Annotated in this window: 17 protein-coding genes, 2 tRNA genes and 1 pseudogene; 12 read left to right on the top strand and 8 right to left on the bottom strand. The window is 65.8% G+C overall.

Translation table 11 applies throughout. The features are described 5' to 3' along the window. Positions 1-46: 46 nt before the first annotated feature. Positions 47-2,077, bottom strand: coding sequence for a transketolase (tkt, locus tag JX613_RS12925; protein WP_207101872.1), 2,031 nt, complete (start codon positions 2,075-2,077; stop codon positions 47-49). A gap of 144 nt (positions 2,078-2,221) precedes the next feature. On the opposite strand from tkt, the gene JX613_RS12930 reads away from it, so the two are divergent. The 7 genes from JX613_RS12930 to JX613_RS12960 all read left to right on the top strand — a co-directional run bounded on the left by JX613_RS12930 (position 2,222) and on the right by JX613_RS12960 (position 6,868). Next, positions 2,222-2,986 carry a DeoR family transcriptional regulator gene (locus JX613_RS12930; RefSeq protein ID WP_207101873.1) on the top strand — a complete coding sequence of 255 codons (765 nt, stop codon included), beginning with the start codon at positions 2,222-2,224 and terminating at the stop codon, positions 2,984-2,986. Position 2,987: 1 nt separating this feature from the next. Next, positions 2,988-3,755 carry a triose-phosphate isomerase gene (locus tag JX613_RS12935; RefSeq protein WP_207101874.1) on the top strand — a complete coding sequence of 256 codons (768 nt, stop codon included), beginning with the start codon at positions 2,988-2,990 and terminating at the stop codon, positions 3,753-3,755. Further along, entirely contained in the window at positions 3,752-4,213 is a 462-nt protein-coding gene (gene derI, locus JX613_RS12940) for a D-erythrulose-4-phosphate isomerase (protein WP_207101875.1), read from the top strand. The genes JX613_RS12935 and derI overlap by 4 nt, the downstream gene beginning before the upstream one ends. Before the next feature lies 1 nt (position 4,214). Then, positions 4,215-5,195 carry a class 1 fructose-bisphosphatase gene (locus JX613_RS12945; RefSeq protein WP_207101876.1) on the top strand — a complete coding sequence of 327 codons (981 nt, stop codon included), beginning with the start codon at positions 4,215-4,217 and terminating at the stop codon, positions 5,193-5,195. Between the two features lie 4 nt (positions 5,196-5,199). After that, positions 5,200-6,234 (top strand): class II fructose-bisphosphate aldolase, encoded by a 1,035-nt coding sequence (gene fba / locus JX613_RS12950; protein WP_207101877.1) that lies wholly within the window; start codon positions 5,200-5,202, stop codon positions 6,232-6,234. A 120-nt stretch (positions 6,235-6,354) separates the two neighbouring features. Continuing rightward, positions 6,355-6,621 (top strand): type II toxin-antitoxin system Phd/YefM family antitoxin, encoded by a 267-nt coding sequence (locus JX613_RS12955; RefSeq protein ID WP_207101878.1) that lies wholly within the window; start codon positions 6,355-6,357, stop codon positions 6,619-6,621. Next, positions 6,602-6,868: a Txe/YoeB family addiction module toxin gene (locus tag JX613_RS12960; RefSeq protein WP_207101879.1), complete on the top strand. Its 267-nt coding sequence runs from the start codon at positions 6,602-6,604 to the stop codon at positions 6,866-6,868. The genes JX613_RS12955 and JX613_RS12960 overlap by 20 nt, the downstream gene beginning before the upstream one ends. Positions 6,869-7,099: 231 nt before the next feature. Here the strand turns inward: JX613_RS12960 and JX613_RS12965 are convergent, their stop codons facing one another. Beyond that, positions 7,100-7,870 (bottom strand): hypothetical protein, encoded by a 771-nt coding sequence (locus JX613_RS12965; protein WP_207101880.1) that lies wholly within the window; start codon positions 7,868-7,870, stop codon positions 7,100-7,102. Here JX613_RS12965 and JX613_RS12970 point away from each other — a divergent pair. The 4 genes from JX613_RS12970 to JX613_RS12985 all read left to right on the top strand — a co-directional run bounded on the left by JX613_RS12970 (position 7,853) and on the right by JX613_RS12985 (position 11,118). Beyond that, on the top strand, positions 7,853-8,062 hold the full coding sequence (locus JX613_RS12970; RefSeq protein ID WP_207101881.1) for a hypothetical protein: 210 nt from the start codon (positions 7,853-7,855) through the stop codon (positions 8,060-8,062). The genes JX613_RS12965 and JX613_RS12970 overlap by 18 nt on opposite strands. A gap of 52 nt (positions 8,063-8,114) precedes the next feature. Continuing rightward, on the top strand, positions 8,115-8,330 hold the full coding sequence (locus JX613_RS12975; protein WP_207101882.1) for a hypothetical protein: 216 nt from the start codon (positions 8,115-8,117) through the stop codon (positions 8,328-8,330). 69 nt (positions 8,331-8,399) lie between these two features. Further along, the gene (locus JX613_RS12980) at positions 8,400-10,247 is read left to right on the top strand and encodes an ABC-F family ATP-binding cassette domain-containing protein (protein WP_207101883.1); all 1,848 of its coding nucleotides are present in this window, start codon (positions 8,400-8,402) and stop codon (positions 10,245-10,247) included. A gap of 127 nt (positions 10,248-10,374) precedes the next feature. Beyond that, positions 10,375-11,118: a MipA/OmpV family protein gene (locus tag JX613_RS12985; protein WP_207101884.1), complete on the top strand. Its 744-nt coding sequence runs from the start codon at positions 10,375-10,377 to the stop codon at positions 11,116-11,118. 187 nt (positions 11,119-11,305) lie between these two features. Here the strand turns inward: JX613_RS12985 and JX613_RS12990 are convergent. From JX613_RS12990 to tig, 3 genes are all read right to left on the bottom strand, one after another. Next, positions 11,306-11,379 (bottom strand) — tRNA-Gly (locus JX613_RS12990). 41 nt (positions 11,380-11,420) lie between these two features. Next, on the bottom strand, positions 11,421-11,840 hold the full coding sequence (locus JX613_RS12995; RefSeq protein ID WP_207101885.1) for a DUF1489 family protein: 420 nt from the start codon (positions 11,838-11,840) through the stop codon (positions 11,421-11,423). A 99-nt stretch (positions 11,841-11,939) separates the two neighbouring features. Next, complete coding sequence (gene tig / locus JX613_RS13000; protein ID WP_207101894.1) at positions 11,940-13,274, bottom strand: trigger factor; 1,335 nt, start codon at positions 13,272-13,274, stop codon at positions 11,940-11,942. A gap of 147 nt (positions 13,275-13,421) precedes the next feature. Between tig and JX613_RS13005 the strand changes: the two genes are divergently transcribed. Beyond that, positions 13,422-13,787, top strand: a complete 366-nt coding sequence (locus tag JX613_RS13005; RefSeq protein ID WP_207101886.1) for a hypothetical protein — start codon at positions 13,422-13,424, stop codon at positions 13,785-13,787. On the opposite strand, the gene JX613_RS13010 is transcribed toward JX613_RS13005, so the two are convergent. From JX613_RS13010 to JX613_RS13020, 3 genes and pseudogenes are all read right to left on the bottom strand, one after another. Continuing rightward, positions 13,788-14,174, bottom strand: coding sequence for a hypothetical protein (locus tag JX613_RS13010; protein WP_207101887.1), 387 nt, complete (start codon positions 14,172-14,174; stop codon positions 13,788-13,790). 17 nt (positions 14,175-14,191) lie between these two features. Continuing rightward, positions 14,192-14,287: transfer RNA gene (locus JX613_RS13015), tRNA-Sec, on the bottom strand. A 60-nt stretch (positions 14,288-14,347) separates the two neighbouring features. Beyond that, positions 14,348-15,052: pseudogene (locus tag JX613_RS13020) on the bottom strand (SelB domain-containing protein); the annotation flags it as partial. Positions 15,053-15,140 lie beyond the last annotated feature (88 nt).

Here is a 15,140-nt window from a genome sequence, read left to right on the forward strand (position 1 = left end):
GACGTCATCAACACCGTAGGGTGCGTGCTTGCACGCACCGTTGCGCTTACTTCCTGGCCAACACCTTGGCCCGGGCCACGATAGCGTCCTTCGTGATCCCGAACTCCTGATACAGCCGGTCAATCGGCGCGGAGGCGCCAAAGCCGTTCATGCCGATCACGTCGTCCTCACTGGCGACATAGCGCGTCCAGCCGAACTTGCCCGCGGCCTCGACGGCGATGCGCGGCGCGTCGCCCAGGGTGGCGCGGCGATACTCCTCGGGCTGCGCGTCGAACAACTCCCAGGACGGCATCGACACGACGGCGACGTTCAGCCCGCCCTCGTGCAGCGCCTCGGCGGCCTGGACGGCAAGCTGCACCTCGGTCCCCGTGGCGATCAGCGTCACGTCGCGGCCCTCACCGAACTGGCGGATCACATAGGCGCCCTTGGCAGTCAGGTTCTCGTCCCCGGCCTCCAGCCGCAACTGCGGCACGTCCTGGCGCGACAAGGCCAGCAGCGACGGCACATGGCGGTTGCGGATGGCGATGTCCCAGGCTTCCAGCGTTTCCACCGTGTCCGCCGGGCGCAGCACCGTCAGGTTCGGGATCGCGCGCAGGGATGCCAGATGCTCGATCGGCTGGTGGGTCGGGCCGTCCTCGCCCAACCCGATGCTGTCATGGGTCATGACATAGATCGTGCCGACCCCCATCAGCGCCGACAGGCGGATGGCGTTGCGGGCATAGTCGGAAAAGACCAGGAACGTCCCGCCATAGGCGATGAAGCCGCCATGCAGGTTGATGCCGTTCATCGCCGCCGCCATGCCGAATTCGCGCACGCCATAGCCGATGTAGCGGCCCGGCGCCTGGCGCGTATACTGGCTGTCCACGGCCTTGACGCGGGTCAGGTTCGACCCGGTCAGGTCGGCCGATCCGCCGATCATCTCGGGCAGGGCGGCGGTCAGCGGCTCCAGCGCCATCTGGCTGGCCTTGCGGGTCGCGGCCTTCTTGGGTTCGGCGAACAGCGCGTCGCGCGCGGCCTTGACGGCGGCGTCATAGCCCTGGGGCAGGGTGCCCGACAGGCGGCGGTTGAACTCGTCGCGAACCTCGGCGGATTTCGCGGCCAGACGGGCCTCCCAGGCCTCGCGGTCGGTGGCGCCGCGGGTGCCGATCCGGCGCCATTCGGCCAGAAGCTCCTCGGGGATCACGAAGGGCTCATGCGGCCAGCCGATCGCCTCGCGGGTCAGCGCGGCTTCGTCGCGGCCCAGGGGCGAGCCGTGGACCGCATAGCTGCCCGCCTTGTTGGGCGAACCGAACCCGATCACCGTCTTCATCGCGATCAATGACGGCTTGCCGGTTTCCGCCTTGGCCGCTGCAATCGCCGCATCCAGCGCCTTGCCGTCATGGCCGTCGCATGTCTGGACATGCCAGCCGCAGGCCTGGAACCGCGCCGCGACATCCTCGGAAAAGCTGATCGAGGTCGGGCCGTCGATGGTGATCGAATTGTCGTCATAAAGCACGATCATCTTGCCAAGGCCAAGGTGCCCCGCAAGGCTGATCGCCTCTTGCCCGATGCCTTCCTGCAGGCAGCCGTCGCCCACGAAGACATAGGTGTGGTGATCGACCAGGTCGTCGCCGAACTCGGCCGCCAAGGCGCGTTCCGCCAGCGCCATGCCGACGGCGGTGGCGATGCCCTGGCCCAGCGGTCCGGTCGTCGTCTCGATCCCCTTGGCATGGCCGTATTCGGGGTGGCCTGCGGTGATGGATCCCCACTGGCGGAAGTTCTTCACCTGCTCCAGCGTCATGTCCTCGTAGCCCGTCAGGTGCAGCAGGCTGTAGAGCAGCATCGAGGCATGGCCGTTCGACAGCACGAAGCGGTCGCGGTCCGGCCAGTCGGGGTTTTTCGCGTCGAACTTCAGGTGGTTGCGGAACAGCACGGTTGCCGCATCCGCCATGCCCATGGGCGCGCCGGGGTGGCCGGAATTGGCCGCGTTCACCGCGTCGATGGACAGCGCGCGGATGCAGTTGGCCAGCGCGAAGTTCTGCGGGTCGAGATCCGCCTTGGCGGCGATCTTGGGGTCTTTGGGCGAATCGAGCGGCATGTGGTCCTCCGGCGGGTTTGGGGGTCAATACCCCGGACCGTCCGCCGCCACAACAATGATCACAAAACGCCGTCACAAAGTCACAGGATTGATGTTGCGATTTTCGCGGGCGGTGTTACAAAGCCCTCAACCCAGGAGGATCAGGTGAAGCGCGAGGAACGCAGGCAGGCGATCATGGATCTTCTGGTGGGTGCGCGGGCCGTGGACCTGGACGACCTGGCCGACCGTTTCGCCGTGTCGCGCATGACCATCCACCGGGATCTGGACGACCTGGAACAGGCGGGCCTGCTGCGCAAGGTGCGCGGCGGCGCGACCATCGAGGCGGGCACGCAGTTCGAATCCGACTTCCGCATCCGCGCGTTGCAGGACAGCGACGCCAAGGCGCGCATGGCCCGCGCGGCGCTGGAGATGGTGGAACCCGGCATGACGGTGATGGTCAACGACGGGTCCATGGCCGCGCTGCTGGGGGCCAACTTGGTCGACAAGGCGCCGCTGACGGTCATCACCAACAACGCCGCCGTGATCGACCGGCTGAAGGACGCGCCCCGCGTGACGCTGATCGCGCTTGGCGGCACCTACAGCGCCAAGTTCAACGGCTTCTTCGGGGTCGTGACCGAGGATGCGCTGGCGCGGCTGCGCGCGGACCTGGCCTTCATCTCGACCCCCGCCGTGGCGGGGCTGCGGGCCTTCCACATGGACGACGCGGCGGTCCGTGCCAAGCGCGCGATGATCGCAAGCGCCGACCGTTCCGTGCTGCTGGTCAACCACACCCGCTTCGGCCGGTCCGCCCTGCACGCGCTGGCGGACCTGACCGCTTTCGACGCCATCATCACCGACGCCGCCCCCGCGCCCGAAGATCGTGCTGCGATTGACCGGGCCGGGCTGCGGCTGACCATCGCAAGGGACTGACATGACGGATTTCTGGATCGGCACAAGCTGGAAGATGAACAAGACGCTGGCCGAGGCACGCGTCTTCGCCGAAGGGCTGGCCGCTGCCGACAGCGCGCGCGACCCGCGCATCCAGCGTTTCGTGATCCCGCCCTTCACCGCCGTGCGGCAGGTCAAGGAATGGCTGGCCGGGACCAGCGTCAAGGTCGGCGCGCAGAACATGCATTGGGCGGACGAGGGGGCCTGGACCGGGGAAATCAGCCCGGTGATGCTGCGCGACTGCAACCTCGACATCGTGGAACTGGGCCACTCCGAGCGCCGCGAGCATTTCGGCGAGACGGACGAGACCGTGGGCCTGAAAACCGAGGCCGCCGTCCGCCACGGGCTGATCCCGCTGATCTGCATCGGCGAAACGCTGGCGGAACGAGAGGAAGGCCGCGCCCAGGACGTGCTGGAAACCCAGGTGCGCGCCGCGCTGTCCCGCGTGGCGGGCAGCAATGCGACGATCCTGCTGGCCTATGAACCCGTTTGGGCCATCGGGGTTAACGGGATCCCCGCGACCTCGGACTATGCCGATGCGCGGCAGGCCGAGATCATCGCGGTGGCCCAGAACATCCTGGGGCGCCGCGTGCCGTGCCTTTACGGCGGCTCGGTCAATCCGGGCAACTGCGAGGAACTGATCCAATGCCCGCATATCGACGGGCTGTTCATCGGCCGCTCTGCCTGGAACGTGAGGGGCTATCTCGACATCCTGGCGCGCTGCGCCGCAACCATCGGAGAAACGAAATGAAACTGGCAATCGCAGGCGACAGCGCGGGTGAGGGTCTGGCCAAGGTCCTGGCCGACCACCTCAAGGACAAGCATCAGGTGTCGGAAATCAGCCGCACCGACGAAGGCCCCGACGCCTTTTATGCGAACCTCTCGGACCGGGTGGCAAGCCAGGTCAAGGACGGCACCTTCGACCGCGCCATCCTGGTCTGCGGCACCGGTATCGGCGTCTGCATCGCGGCCAACAAGGTGCCGGGCATCCGCGCGGCCCTGACCCACGACACCTATTCCGCCACCCGCGCCGCGCTGTCGAACGACGCGCATATCATCACCATGGGCGCCCGCGTGATCGGCCCGGAACTGGCCAAGGCCATCGCCGACGCCTGGCTGGCCGAGACGGAACATTTCGACAAGGTCGGCAAGTCCGCGGGCAACGTGAACGCCATCGACGCGGTCGATGCGAAATACAACAAGGCCTGACATGCTGAAACTGCCGAACGACGGCCCGGCGACGGGCCGCCTGCTGTCCCAGGTGCTGACCGGCGACGGCCCCGCCGCCATTGTCCACGCCATCGCGCGGGCGCAGCTGCCGCTGATGCAGCGCCTTGCCGCCGGACGCCTGCACGGCGACCCGACCGAGATCGTCGGCGTCAACGACACCGGCGACAAGCAGAAGGCCCTGGATGTGGGCGCGCATCACCACATGATCGCGGTGCTGCGCCGCGCGGGCGTCCGCCAGGTGCTGTCCGAGGAAGCCGAGGCGGTGATCGAACTCAATCCCGACGGCGCATGGGACGTGGCGATGGACCCCATCGACGGGTCCGGCAGCATCGGCATCGGCGCGCCCTTGGGGATGCTGTTTTCCATCCTGCCTGCCGCGCCGGAAGGCTTCCTGCGCACCGGCGAAAGCGTGGTCGCGGCGGGCTATGCCAGCTTCGGCCATTCGATGGACTTCGGCTGGTCCTTGGGCGACGGCACCCATATCGCCGGTTGGGACACTGATGCGGGCGAGTTCCGCATGGTGCGGGAAAACGTCACGCTGAAGCCCCAGGCATCCACCATCGCCTATAACGCGTCGAACGAACGCCACTGGGCGCCGGGCCTGCAAGCCTGGGTCGCCGACCTGCGGGCGGGCAGGGACGGGCCGCTGGGCAAGAACTACAACATGCGCTGGCTGGCCGCCGCCGTGGGCGAATTGCACCGCATCCTGCTGAACGGCGGCGCGTTCCTGTATCCCGCCGACCGGCGCCCGGGATACGAGAACGGTCGCCTCAGGCTGGTCTATGAATGCGTGCCCATCGCCTTTCTGGTCGAACAGGCTGGCGGCCTTGCCTCGGACGGCACGCAGCCCATCCGTTATCGCAAACCGTTAGCGGTACACGACATGACGCCCCTGATATTCGGCGCTAAGGACGAGGTCGAGACGATCCTCGGCTATCTGGCCGAACCCACGGAAGGATAACAACATGGCTATGATTACCCTGCGCCAGCTGCTGGACCACGCGGCCGAGAACGGCTACGCGGTCCCCGCCTTCAACATCAACAACATGGAGCAGGGTCTGGCGATCATGACCGCCGCCCAGGCCACGAAATCGCCGGTGATCCTGCAGGCCAGCCGGGGGGCGCGCGCCTATGCCAACGACCTGGTGCTGGCGGGGCTGATCCAGGGCTTTGCCAAGGCCTTCCCCGAGATCCCGCTGTGCATGCACCTGGACCACGGCAACGGGTTGGCGACCTGCGCCACCGCGATCCAGAACGGCTTCACCTCCGTGATGATGGACGGCAGCCTGAAAGCCGACGGCAAGACGCCCGCCGATTACGCCTATAACCGCGACATCACCGCCAAGGTGGTCGAGATGGCCCATGCCTGCGGCGTCTCGGTCGAGGGTGAACTGGGCGTGCTGGGTTCGCTGGAAACCGGCATGGGCGACCAGGAGGACGGCCACGGCGCGACCGAGCAGCTGGGCCACGACCAGCTTCTGACCGACCCGGACGAGGCCGTGCGCTTTGTCAACGACACCAAGGTGGACGCGCTGGCGATCGCCATGGGCACCTCGCACGGCGCCTACAAGTTCTCGCGCAAGCCCGACGGCGACATCCTGGCGATGCACGTGATCGAGGAAATCCACACCCGCCTGCCCAACACCCACCTGGTGATGCACGGCTCAAGCTCGGTCCCCGAGGATCTGCAGCAGATCATCAACAGCTATGGCGGCGACATCAAGCCGACCTGGGGCGTCCCGGTCGAGGAAATCCAGCGCGGCATCAAGCACGGCGTGCGCAAGGTCAACATCGACACCGACAACCGTCTGGCGATGACTGCCGCGATCCGCAAGGTCTTCGCCGAGGAACCCTCCGAGTTCGACCCGCGCAAGTACCTCAAGCCCGCGATGCAGATGATGTCGCAGGTCTGCAAGGACCGCTTCGAGGCCTTCGGCACGGCCGGCAACGCCGACAAGATCGTGCCGCTGCCGCTGTCGGTGATGGCCTCGCGGTATTGATCTGCGGGTGAGAAAGGGAAGAGGCCTCGCCGGGTGGCGGGGCCTTTTTTGTTGGCAGCCTTGAATTGACATGTACAGGATGAAGTACCATGTTCAGGGCGTAACAACCCTGGTTTTGTCATGAACATCGTCACCTATACCGACGCCCGCAAGCATCTGAAGGATGTCATGGACCACGCGATCCACGACAAGACCGAGACGGTGATCACCCGGTCCGGGCGCGAGGCCGTGGTGGTTGTCGGCAAGGAAGAATGGGACGCGATCCAGGAAACGCTGTATCTGCTGACCTCGCCTGCGAACGCTGGTCGCCTGCGGGACTCCATCGCCCAGTTGAACGCCGGACAGGGGGTCGAGCGGACCTTGGACGATGAAGCTGATCTTCTCTGACGCGACATGGCAGGACTATCACCATTGGCGCAACAGCGATGCCAAGGTCTTCGAGCGGCTGAACGATCTGATCAAGGAAACGATGCGGACTCCGTTCAAGGGCACTGGCAAGCCCGAACCCTTGAAGGGCGACCTGAGCGGCTGGTGGTCGCGGCGGATTACGCAGGCGGACCGGCTGGTGTATCGGGTATCGGGGAGTGGGGCAGCGCAGGCGTTGGAGATTGCGCAGTGTCGGTATCATTATTAGGGGAAGGGTGGCAGTGTGGCCAATATGTACTGACCAAGGCCACAGGGGCGGTCAACGAAGTTCTAATCGGCGGCAGGCATTTGCGACGGCAGGGAACGCAGATAAGGTTTGCCGTTGCCGAGGTCAGTTATCGAAAGTAGATATTTCATCTAGGAGCTTAAGATGGGAAGGCCTCGCCCAGTCAAGGCGAGGGGTTTTATGGTAGCTATAAGTTTTCGGTAGAAAACCCTATTAAACGTAAACAGGCCCGTACATTCCTGATGCAACGATCATTTCATAGACTTTCTTTAGAGAAAGCCCTGTTTCCTGGCTTACAAAAAAGGAAGAACGTGCGCCATTAGGCGTCCCTAATAGGTAAGGTCGCATAGTCTCCCACGTTTCGCCTACTTCAGAACGTCGCCAAGTTGGGACTACCGCTTCCAACATTAGGGGCACTGCTCGTGATTTTGGGACCATGTATCCTTCATCAAGTGGAATGTCCCAGTTGCAAGATACTAGGATCGCTATTGTTCCTGGCGCATAGTAAGGCTGATCGATAACTTCAACGTCGATTCCGGCGCAAGGTGGTACAGAGATCTCATTTGCTGATTTCTGAACGCGCTCAAATCCACCCGCACCATCATAAGGACATGTAAGGAAGCCGTTCACAAAATAAATGGTATGATCCAAACCATTCCACCCGCTTCTTTCACAAGGGTGGGTAGAAGGAATTCCTGGACGCGGCTGCACTAGGAGCGGATGCCAAATAGGGTAGCTATCAACCACAGGACCAAGTCTGTCAGTGAGTGTTCGTAAATGCTCAGTTAGTTCTCGCCTTTTGTCACCTATAAAGTTGTGGGGGATCATCTTGCGCTTCGCTCGCTCGAAATTTTCTTCGATCGCTTCTTGAACTCTAAAAGCCACAAATCTACTCCAGGCTGCTTCATGCACGATAAAATCATGTCTTGCACAAGATGTCAATATTGTGCATGAAGAAAATTCATCATGGAAGGAGGCGATCATTTTGGCTCATTTCACCCCCACCCTTTTGACGCGCTTCCTCCCGTCCTCCATCCCCCACTCACGCTGCGCATCGACGACATCTCCTATTCCATCCAGGACCGCCCTCTGTTCGACGGCGCTACCGCCGCCATTCCCGAAGGTCACAAGGTCTGCCTCGCCCGTCCCATCCGCACCACCAACCCCACCCCCTGAAACTTCTCCCCCCTTCCGCTGTTATCCCCCAACATCGGAAAGGAACCCCCGCATGGCCACCGAACCAAAACCCAGTCGTGGAATGCCCCGCTCGCTGATCTATGCCCTGATCCCGGCGGGCTTCCTCATCATGGTCGCCTTCATGGTGCTGTCCGGCCGGGACACCACCGAAACGGCGGCCGAGGCAGCGGCCGAGGCGACCAATACCGTGCCCCAGCCAGTCGAGAACGCGCCCGGCACGGCAGTCCCGGCGACACCGGCGAACTGACGGCGCGGCAACGCCAGGGCAGGGCCGTGGCCGCTTGACGCCGCCTGCCGCATCGGCCATGGCCCTGCCATGCTGCGCATCGACGATATCTCGTATTCCATCCAGGGCCGCCCTTTGTTCGAGGGCGCCACCGCCACTATTCCCGAAGGCCACAAGGTCGGCCTTGTCGGTCCCAACGGCGCGGGCAAGACCACGCTGTTCCGGCTGATCCGGGGGGAGCTCAGTCTGGATGGCGGCGAGATCAGCCTGCCAAGCCGCGCCCGCATCGGCGGCGTCGCGCAGGAGTCGGCGGCGACCGCGACCTCGGTCCTGGATACCGTGCTGGCCGCCGATACCGAACGCGCGGCGCTGCTGGCGGAAAGCCACCATGCCACCGACGCGCATCGCATCGCCGAGATCCAGACCCGGCTGGCCGATATCGACGCCTGGTCGGCCGAGGCGCGGGCGGCCTCCATCCTCGACGGCCTGGGCTTTTCCACCGCCGACCAGGCGCGGCCCACCGCCGACTTTTCCGGCGGCTGGCGGATGCGGGTGGCGCTGGCGGGGGTGCTGTTCGCGCAGCCCGACCTGCTGCTGCTGGACGAACCCACCAACTATCTGGACCTGGAAGGCGCGCTCTGGCTGGAAACCTATCTGGCGCGCTATCCGCACACGGTCATCATCATCAGCCACGACCGCGACCTTCTGAACCGCGCGGTGGGCCATATCCTGCATCTGGAGAACCGCAAGCTGGTGCTCTATACCGGCGGCTATGACGACTTCGCCCGGATACGGGCCGAACGCCGCGCCCTCCAGGCCGCCGAGGCGAAGAAGCAGGCCGACCGCCGCGCGCATCTGCAAAGCTTCGTGGACCGCTTCGGCGCCAAGGCCAGCAAGGCGCGCCAGGCGCAGGCCCGCGTCAAGATGCTGGCCAAGATGGAGCCGATCACCGCCCCCGAGGAGGCGAAGTTCCACCGCTTCGGCTTTCCGCAGCCCGAGGAACTGTCGCCCCCCATCGTCGCAATGGAGGGGGTCAGCGTCGGCTATGACGGGCGCGCCGTCCTGCGCAAGCTGTCGCTGCGCATCGACCAGGACGACCGCATCGCGCTGTTGGGCCGGAACGGGCAGGGAAAATCCACGCTGTCGAAGCTGCTGGCCGAACGCCTGGCCCCGATGGAGGGCAAGCTGACCCGGTCGTCCAAGCTGCGCATCGGCTATTTCGCGCAGCATCAGGTGGACGAGCTGGACCTGGCCGAAACCCCGCTGGCCCATATCCGCCGCCTGCGCCCCGACGAGGGCCAGGCGAAACTGCGCGCCCGGCTGGCCGGGTTCGGGCTGATGGAAGCGCAGGCCGAAACAAAGGTGGGTCAGTTGTCCGGCGGCCAGAAGGCGCGGCTCTCGCTGCTGATCGCGACCATCGACGCGCCGCATCTGCTGATCCTGGACGAGCCCACCAACCACCTGGACATCGAATCCCGCGAGGCGCTGACCGAGGCGCTGAACGACTATACCGGCGCGGTGGTGCTGGTCAGCCACGACATGCACCTGCTGGGGCTGGTGGCCGACCGGCTGTGGCTGGTGCGCGACGGCGCGGTCGCCCCCTATGAGGGCGACCTGGATGATTACCGCCGCTTCCTGCTGGGCGGGGACGAGCCGAAGGTGGTCGAGGAAAAGCCCAAATCCGCCCCCAAGCGCGCCCCCCGAGACGAGCTTCTGGCCCTGCGCGCCGAGGTCCGCCGGGCCGAGGAGCGTGTCCAGAAGCTGACCGACATGCTGCAGAAGCTGGACGTGAAGCTGGCCGATCCCGCGCTTTACAACGACCCGCACGAGGCGAAGCGGTGGTCCAGCAAGCGGGCCGAGGCGGTGCAGGCCATGGTGCGGGCCGAGGACATCTGGATGGCCGCGCTGGAAAGCCTGGATGCGGTCGAACGGGGCTGAGGGCTGTTGCGCAAATGCGCCGCATGGCAGACGATGGTGCGCTGACGGCGCGTCGCGCCTTGTGCGGATCGACGATTCGACCCTAGGAAGCGTTTACATCCCGCCGACCCCCCTGAAGGATCCGACCATGAAACATATGCTGGCCCTGGCCGTTCTTGCCGCATCCGCTGCCACGGGTGCGATCGCGCAGGATTTCGGCTTTGCAGGCCGCGAATTTTCGGTCGATCTGGGGGTCGGCGTGGATGTGGGCCCGGATTATCCCGGATCCGACGATGCCAAGGCCGGGCCCTGGCTGATCTGGCGCAACGCGGGCTTCGGCACGCCTGGCACCAATGAAAGCGAAGGTTTTGCCATCTCGCCCTCCTTCAACATGGTGGGAGAGCGTGAGGCCTCGGACAGCGACGACCTGGCGGGCATGGCGGATATCGACCGCGCCTATGAACTGGGCCTGAAGGTCAGCTATGGCGCGGGCCCGTGGAACGCCTTCGGGTCGGTCCGCCGCGGCTTTGACGGGCATGAAGGCCTGACAGGCGAAATCGGCGCGAAATACCGCACCGATCTGTCGGACCGCGTGTCGCTGTGGTCGGGCCTGAGCCTGGGCTATGGCAACGGCGATTACAACGACACCTATTTCGGCGTAAACGCGGCCGAAGCCGCCCCGGGCCGCCCCGCCTATGACATCGGCGGCGGCTTCAACAAGGCCTCGATCAGCTTCGAGGCCCGCTATGCCCTGACCGACACCCTCGCCGTCCTGGGCGAGGTCGAATACGGCAAGCTGATCGGCGACGCGGCGGACAGCCCGGTCGTGCAGGACGAATACCAGCCCTCGCTGAAGCTGGGCATCGTGCGCCGGTTCTCGTTCGGGTTCTGAGCGGCGGCGTCAGTCGCCCGCGCCGATCCCAAAGGCATAAAGCAGCGCCAGCACGATCGCCAGGATCAGGGCGCCTATGATATAGGCGGCGTCGACCTTTTTCTTTTCCTTCATGGCGGGTCTTTCCTGTTGCTGGACAGGAAACAGCCCATCTCACCAGATGTTCCAGAAAACCGGCGCGGTGAGTTGGAGCGGGTGAAGGGAATCGAACCCTCGTATTCAGCTTGGGAAGCTGCTGCTCTACCATTGAGCTACACCCGCGTGGGGCCTTGGCTAACCGATGGCGCGGGCCGCGTCAAGCGTCAGACAAGACCCATTTCCGCAAGCGCCGCCGCCATCTGCGGGGGCAGGGCGGCGTCGCCCGCCCGGCCGCGGGGCATGTCGGCGGGGGCGTCCTTTGCGTCCAGGTAGCGCCAGCCCTGGAAGGGGCGGCGGGGCACGGCGGTGACGGGGATCAGGTCGCGGTCCAGGATCAGGGCGCAGCGGCGGATGCCGTCGTCGTGGCGGTGTTCGTCCAGCCGCACGATCCGCTGGCGCGCCAGCATCACGCCCTTGAACACCCAGAAGATCGACCCGCCCGCAAGCAGTTCTTCCTCGCGCTTGGGCCACATGCGGGTGACGTGGACCGCATGGCCGTCGCCGAAGCGGCGCTGCCAGTGGGCCAGATCCTCGGGGCCTTCGGCGCCCACGCAAAGCTTCATGAGGTGGAGTTGTGCTGACATGGCCGCAAGATAAGGGGCGCGGGGACGCGCCACAAGGTTAACACAACTGAAAAGGCCGCGCGGGATGGCGCGGCCTTTCTGGTGGGGTGGAAAGGACGATCAGAGTTCGTCCAGGGCCTCGACCGCCTTTTCCAGTTCTTCCTTGGTGACGGTCTTTTCCTCGACCTTCGCCTGCTCGGCGATGTGATCGACGACCTTGTCCTCGAAGATCGGGGCGCGCAGTTGCTGCTGCACGGCCTGGTTCTGCTGGACGAACTCGAAGAAGGCGCGTTCCTGGCCGGGATACTGGCGGGCGGCGCGCAGCACGGCCTGGGTCATTTCCTGGTCGGTGACGGTCACTTCGGCCTTCTGGCCGATCTCGGCCAGCAGAAGGCCCAGGCGGACGCGGCGCTCGGCCAGCTTCTTGTGCTCGTCGGTGGGCTCGATGCTGCCGTGGTTGTGGTCGTGGACCTCGGGGTTTTCCTCGTGCCACAGCTGATGGGCGATCTGCTGCGCCTCGGCCTCGACCAGCGATTCGGGCAGGTCGAACTTCACCTTCTCGTCCAGCTGGTCCAGCAGCGACCGCTTCAGGATTGCGCGGGCGGCGCCGGCATATTCCTGTTCAAGACGGCCGGCGATCTGCTTTTTCAGGGCGTCCAGATCCTCGGCGCCGAACTTCTTGGCCAGCTCGTCGTCGATGGTGGCTTCCTTGGGGGCCTTGACCGCTTTCACGGTGCATTCAAAGGTGGCTTCCTTGCCCGCCAGGTGGGGGGCGCCGTATTCGGTGGGGAAGGTGACGGTGACGGTCACGGCGTCACCCGCCTTGGCGCCGACCAGCTGGTCCTCGAAGCCGGGGATGAAGCTGTTCGAGCCCAGGACCAGCGGGTAATCCTCGCCCGCGCCGCCCTCGAAGGCCTCGCCATCGACAAAGCCCTTGAAGTCGATCACGGCCTGGTCGCCCTTCTCGGCCGCGCTGCCGGCCTCGCGGTCCTCGAAGGATTGCGCCGACTTCGCCAGGTTCTGCAACGCCTCGTTGATCGCCGCGTCTTCCGCCGGAACGGTCAGCTTTTCCAGGGTCAGGCTGGACAGGTCAACCTCGGGGATCGGGGGCAGCGCCTCGTAGGAGACGTTGACGACCACGTCGTCGCCTTCCTTCCAGGTTTCGCCGTTCTGCATCTCGACCTTGGGCTGCGTGGCCGGGCGGTCGCCGGATTCGTCCAGGTGCTTTTTCAGCGCGCCGTCGATGGCTTCCTGCATGGCGTCGCCCAGGATGCGGGGGCCGAAGTTCTTCTTCAGCATAGCCATCGGGACCTTGCCCTTGCGAAAGCCCTTCATCTCGACTTCGGGCTGCGCTTCCTTCAGCTTCGCATCGACCGTCGCGGCCAGATCGGCTGCCGGCAGGGTGAACTGATAGCCCCGCTTGAGACCTTCGTTCCGGGTTTCCTTGACCTGCATCATCGTCCTCATGCCATAAGGGCCGCCAAAGCCGGGGCGGCCTGAAAAATTCCCGCCCTTCTAGTCGCGGGGGCGCGCCGCTGCAAGCGGAACCCGCGCCGTGGGCGGCGCGTTTTGCGCCACATCCCTTCGTGCCAGAGGTCCGCCATGACCCGTCCCAGCGTCATTCTTGCCATCAGCCTTTTCGCGGCCAGCACGGGTTGGGCCCAGACAGCGCCCACGGCCCCCGCCGCCACCCAGACCCAAGCGCAGGGCCAGTCGGGCGAAGGGAACTGCCCGCCCCGCGACACCGTGGCCGAACCCGCGACCGCCCCCCAGCCGGGATCCGACAGCACCGAGGCGAACAATTCCGGCACCAGCGGCTGGAGCGGGGGCTTGGGCGGATCGCACCTGGGCACCAACGCACAGGGCGCGCTGACGACTTCGCCCACCTGGCAGCCGCCCACGGCGCGCGGGCTGGATCTGAAGGGCCGGGCCGAGCCGGTGGCCCTGCAGACGGCGCCCAACTGCTGATCAGTTGAGAACCGGGGGCTGCGGTTCGGCATCGTCAAGCCGCAGCCGCAGGCCGTCGCGGTTGAAGAACTCGCCGTCGCGGATCAGCGTCCGGTCGCCGTTCAGCGCGCGCACCAGCTGGTCCAGCCGGTCGCGGGCGATGTCGTCGGCCACCAACCCCTCGCGCCCCGCGCGGAACATCGCCACCCCGTCCCAGGGCACGCCCGATCCATCCAGGTGATCGGCCATCTGCCGCCAGTCGATGTCGTCGCCGATCACGTGCAGATGCGCGGATTTCAGCAGGTCCACGCGGCCCCCGCCGATGCCCAGCAGGACGATCAGCACGGTGAAGCCTTGCGTTTCGGCATAGGTCGCCTGCAACCAGTCGTCGAAATCGGTATCGCTCATGGCTGGCCTTCGGATTGTGGCGGAAGGGAATGGGAGTCGAACCCACCCGGGACAGTCTCGCTGCCCCAACCGGATTTGAAGTCCGGCCGCCCCACCGGGGACGATTCCCTTCCGTGTTCTGTCTTGGGCTCGCCGAACAGGTCGGCGCGATGGGGGTTGATGCGACGGAAATCGCCCCGGCGCAAGGTCAGGCCGTGGCGGTCGAAGAAATCGAGGATCTCGATGGCGACCTTGCGGCCGTTCTGCACGCGGTCGCGAAAGGCCGGGGCGGTGAACCAGCCGTCCGCCGTCTGCGCCGCGACATCGCGGATGATCGCCACCATTTCCGCCGTGACGGGGCGGGCGAAGAAATGGTCATGCGCGATCTGGTCGGTGCGGCCCAGCCTTTGGGTCAGGCGCAGGACGCGGCGGACCTCGCGTTCGTCGATGCCAAAGTCGGTGGCGAAATCGCGCACGCGCGGGGGGCGGAAGCGGGTGTCGCCCCCAAGCGCCGGGGCGATGCGGTCCCACAGGGCCTCGTCCTCGGGCGTCAGGCGGACCTCGTGGCCGGGCAGGCGGACAAAGGCGCCGTCGAGCGTGGCGCGGGCCTGGTCGGATTCGGCGCGCAGGAAGGAAAGGAAGGCGTCCTTGGGCAGGCGCGGTTGCAGCGCCAGGCGCAGGCGTTCGCGGCCCAGGCCGGGCAGGTCGGGATTGTCCTGATGGAACTGCGCCAGGGTTTCGGTCACCTGCGCTTGCAGGCTGTCCAGGGTTGCCCGGCTGATCGCCAGGTCGCCGATGGTCGAGGCGTCGGCGCTGCGGATGGCCTGCGCCAGCGCCGCTTGCGACAGGCTGCGGTCGCGGGCGAAACCGGGCAGATCGACGGGGGCGACGGCCAGCATCGCGGCCAGCGCGGCGCCGGGATCGGTGGCGCGGGCGGCCCCGATCAGCGCCAGCCGTTCCGGCGTGCGGCGCTTGCGGGCCGGGGCG

Source organism: Paracoccus shandongensis, from assembly GCF_017315735.1.
GTDB lineage: Bacteria > Pseudomonadota > Alphaproteobacteria > Rhodobacterales > Rhodobacteraceae > Paracoccus > Paracoccus shandongensis.

Excerpts from the sequence above, each read along its gene's own strand:
- tkt (WP_207101872.1), bottom strand. The coding sequence starts at position 2,077 with ATGCCGCTCGATTCGCCCAAAGACCCCAAGATCGCCGCCAAGGCGGAT.
- JX613_RS12935 (WP_207101874.1), top strand. The coding sequence starts at position 2,988 with ATGACGGATTTCTGGATCGGCACAAGCTGGAAGATGAACAAGACGCTG.
- derI (WP_207101875.1), top strand. The coding sequence starts at position 3,752 with ATGAAACTGGCAATCGCAGGCGACAGCGCGGGTGAGGGTCTGGCCAAG.
- JX613_RS12945 (WP_207101876.1), top strand. The coding sequence starts at position 4,215 with ATGCTGAAACTGCCGAACGACGGCCCGGCGACGGGCCGCCTGCTGTCC.
- fba (WP_207101877.1), top strand. The coding sequence starts at position 5,200 with ATGGCTATGATTACCCTGCGCCAGCTGCTGGACCACGCGGCCGAGAAC.
- JX613_RS12955 (WP_207101878.1), top strand. The coding sequence starts at position 6,355 with ATGAACATCGTCACCTATACCGACGCCCGCAAGCATCTGAAGGATGTC.
- JX613_RS12960 (WP_207101879.1), top strand. The coding sequence starts at position 6,602 with ATGAAGCTGATCTTCTCTGACGCGACATGGCAGGACTATCACCATTGG.
- JX613_RS12970 (WP_207101881.1), top strand. The coding sequence starts at position 7,853 with ATGGAAGGAGGCGATCATTTTGGCTCATTTCACCCCCACCCTTTTGAC.
- JX613_RS12965 (WP_207101880.1), bottom strand. The coding sequence starts at position 7,870 with ATGATCGCCTCCTTCCATGATGAATTTTCTTCATGCACAATATTGACA.
- JX613_RS12975 (WP_207101882.1), top strand. The coding sequence starts at position 8,115 with ATGGCCACCGAACCAAAACCCAGTCGTGGAATGCCCCGCTCGCTGATC.
- JX613_RS12980 (WP_207101883.1), top strand. The coding sequence starts at position 8,400 with ATGCTGCGCATCGACGATATCTCGTATTCCATCCAGGGCCGCCCTTTG.
- JX613_RS12985 (WP_207101884.1), top strand. The coding sequence starts at position 10,375 with ATGAAACATATGCTGGCCCTGGCCGTTCTTGCCGCATCCGCTGCCACG.
- JX613_RS12995 (WP_207101885.1), bottom strand. The coding sequence starts at position 11,840 with ATGTCAGCACAACTCCACCTCATGAAGCTTTGCGTGGGCGCCGAAGGC.
- tig (WP_207101894.1), bottom strand. The coding sequence starts at position 13,274 with ATGCAGGTCAAGGAAACCCGGAACGAAGGTCTCAAGCGGGGCTATCAG.
- JX613_RS13005 (WP_207101886.1), top strand. The coding sequence starts at position 13,422 with ATGACCCGTCCCAGCGTCATTCTTGCCATCAGCCTTTTCGCGGCCAGC.
- JX613_RS13010 (WP_207101887.1), bottom strand. The coding sequence starts at position 14,174 with ATGAGCGATACCGATTTCGACGACTGGTTGCAGGCGACCTATGCCGAA.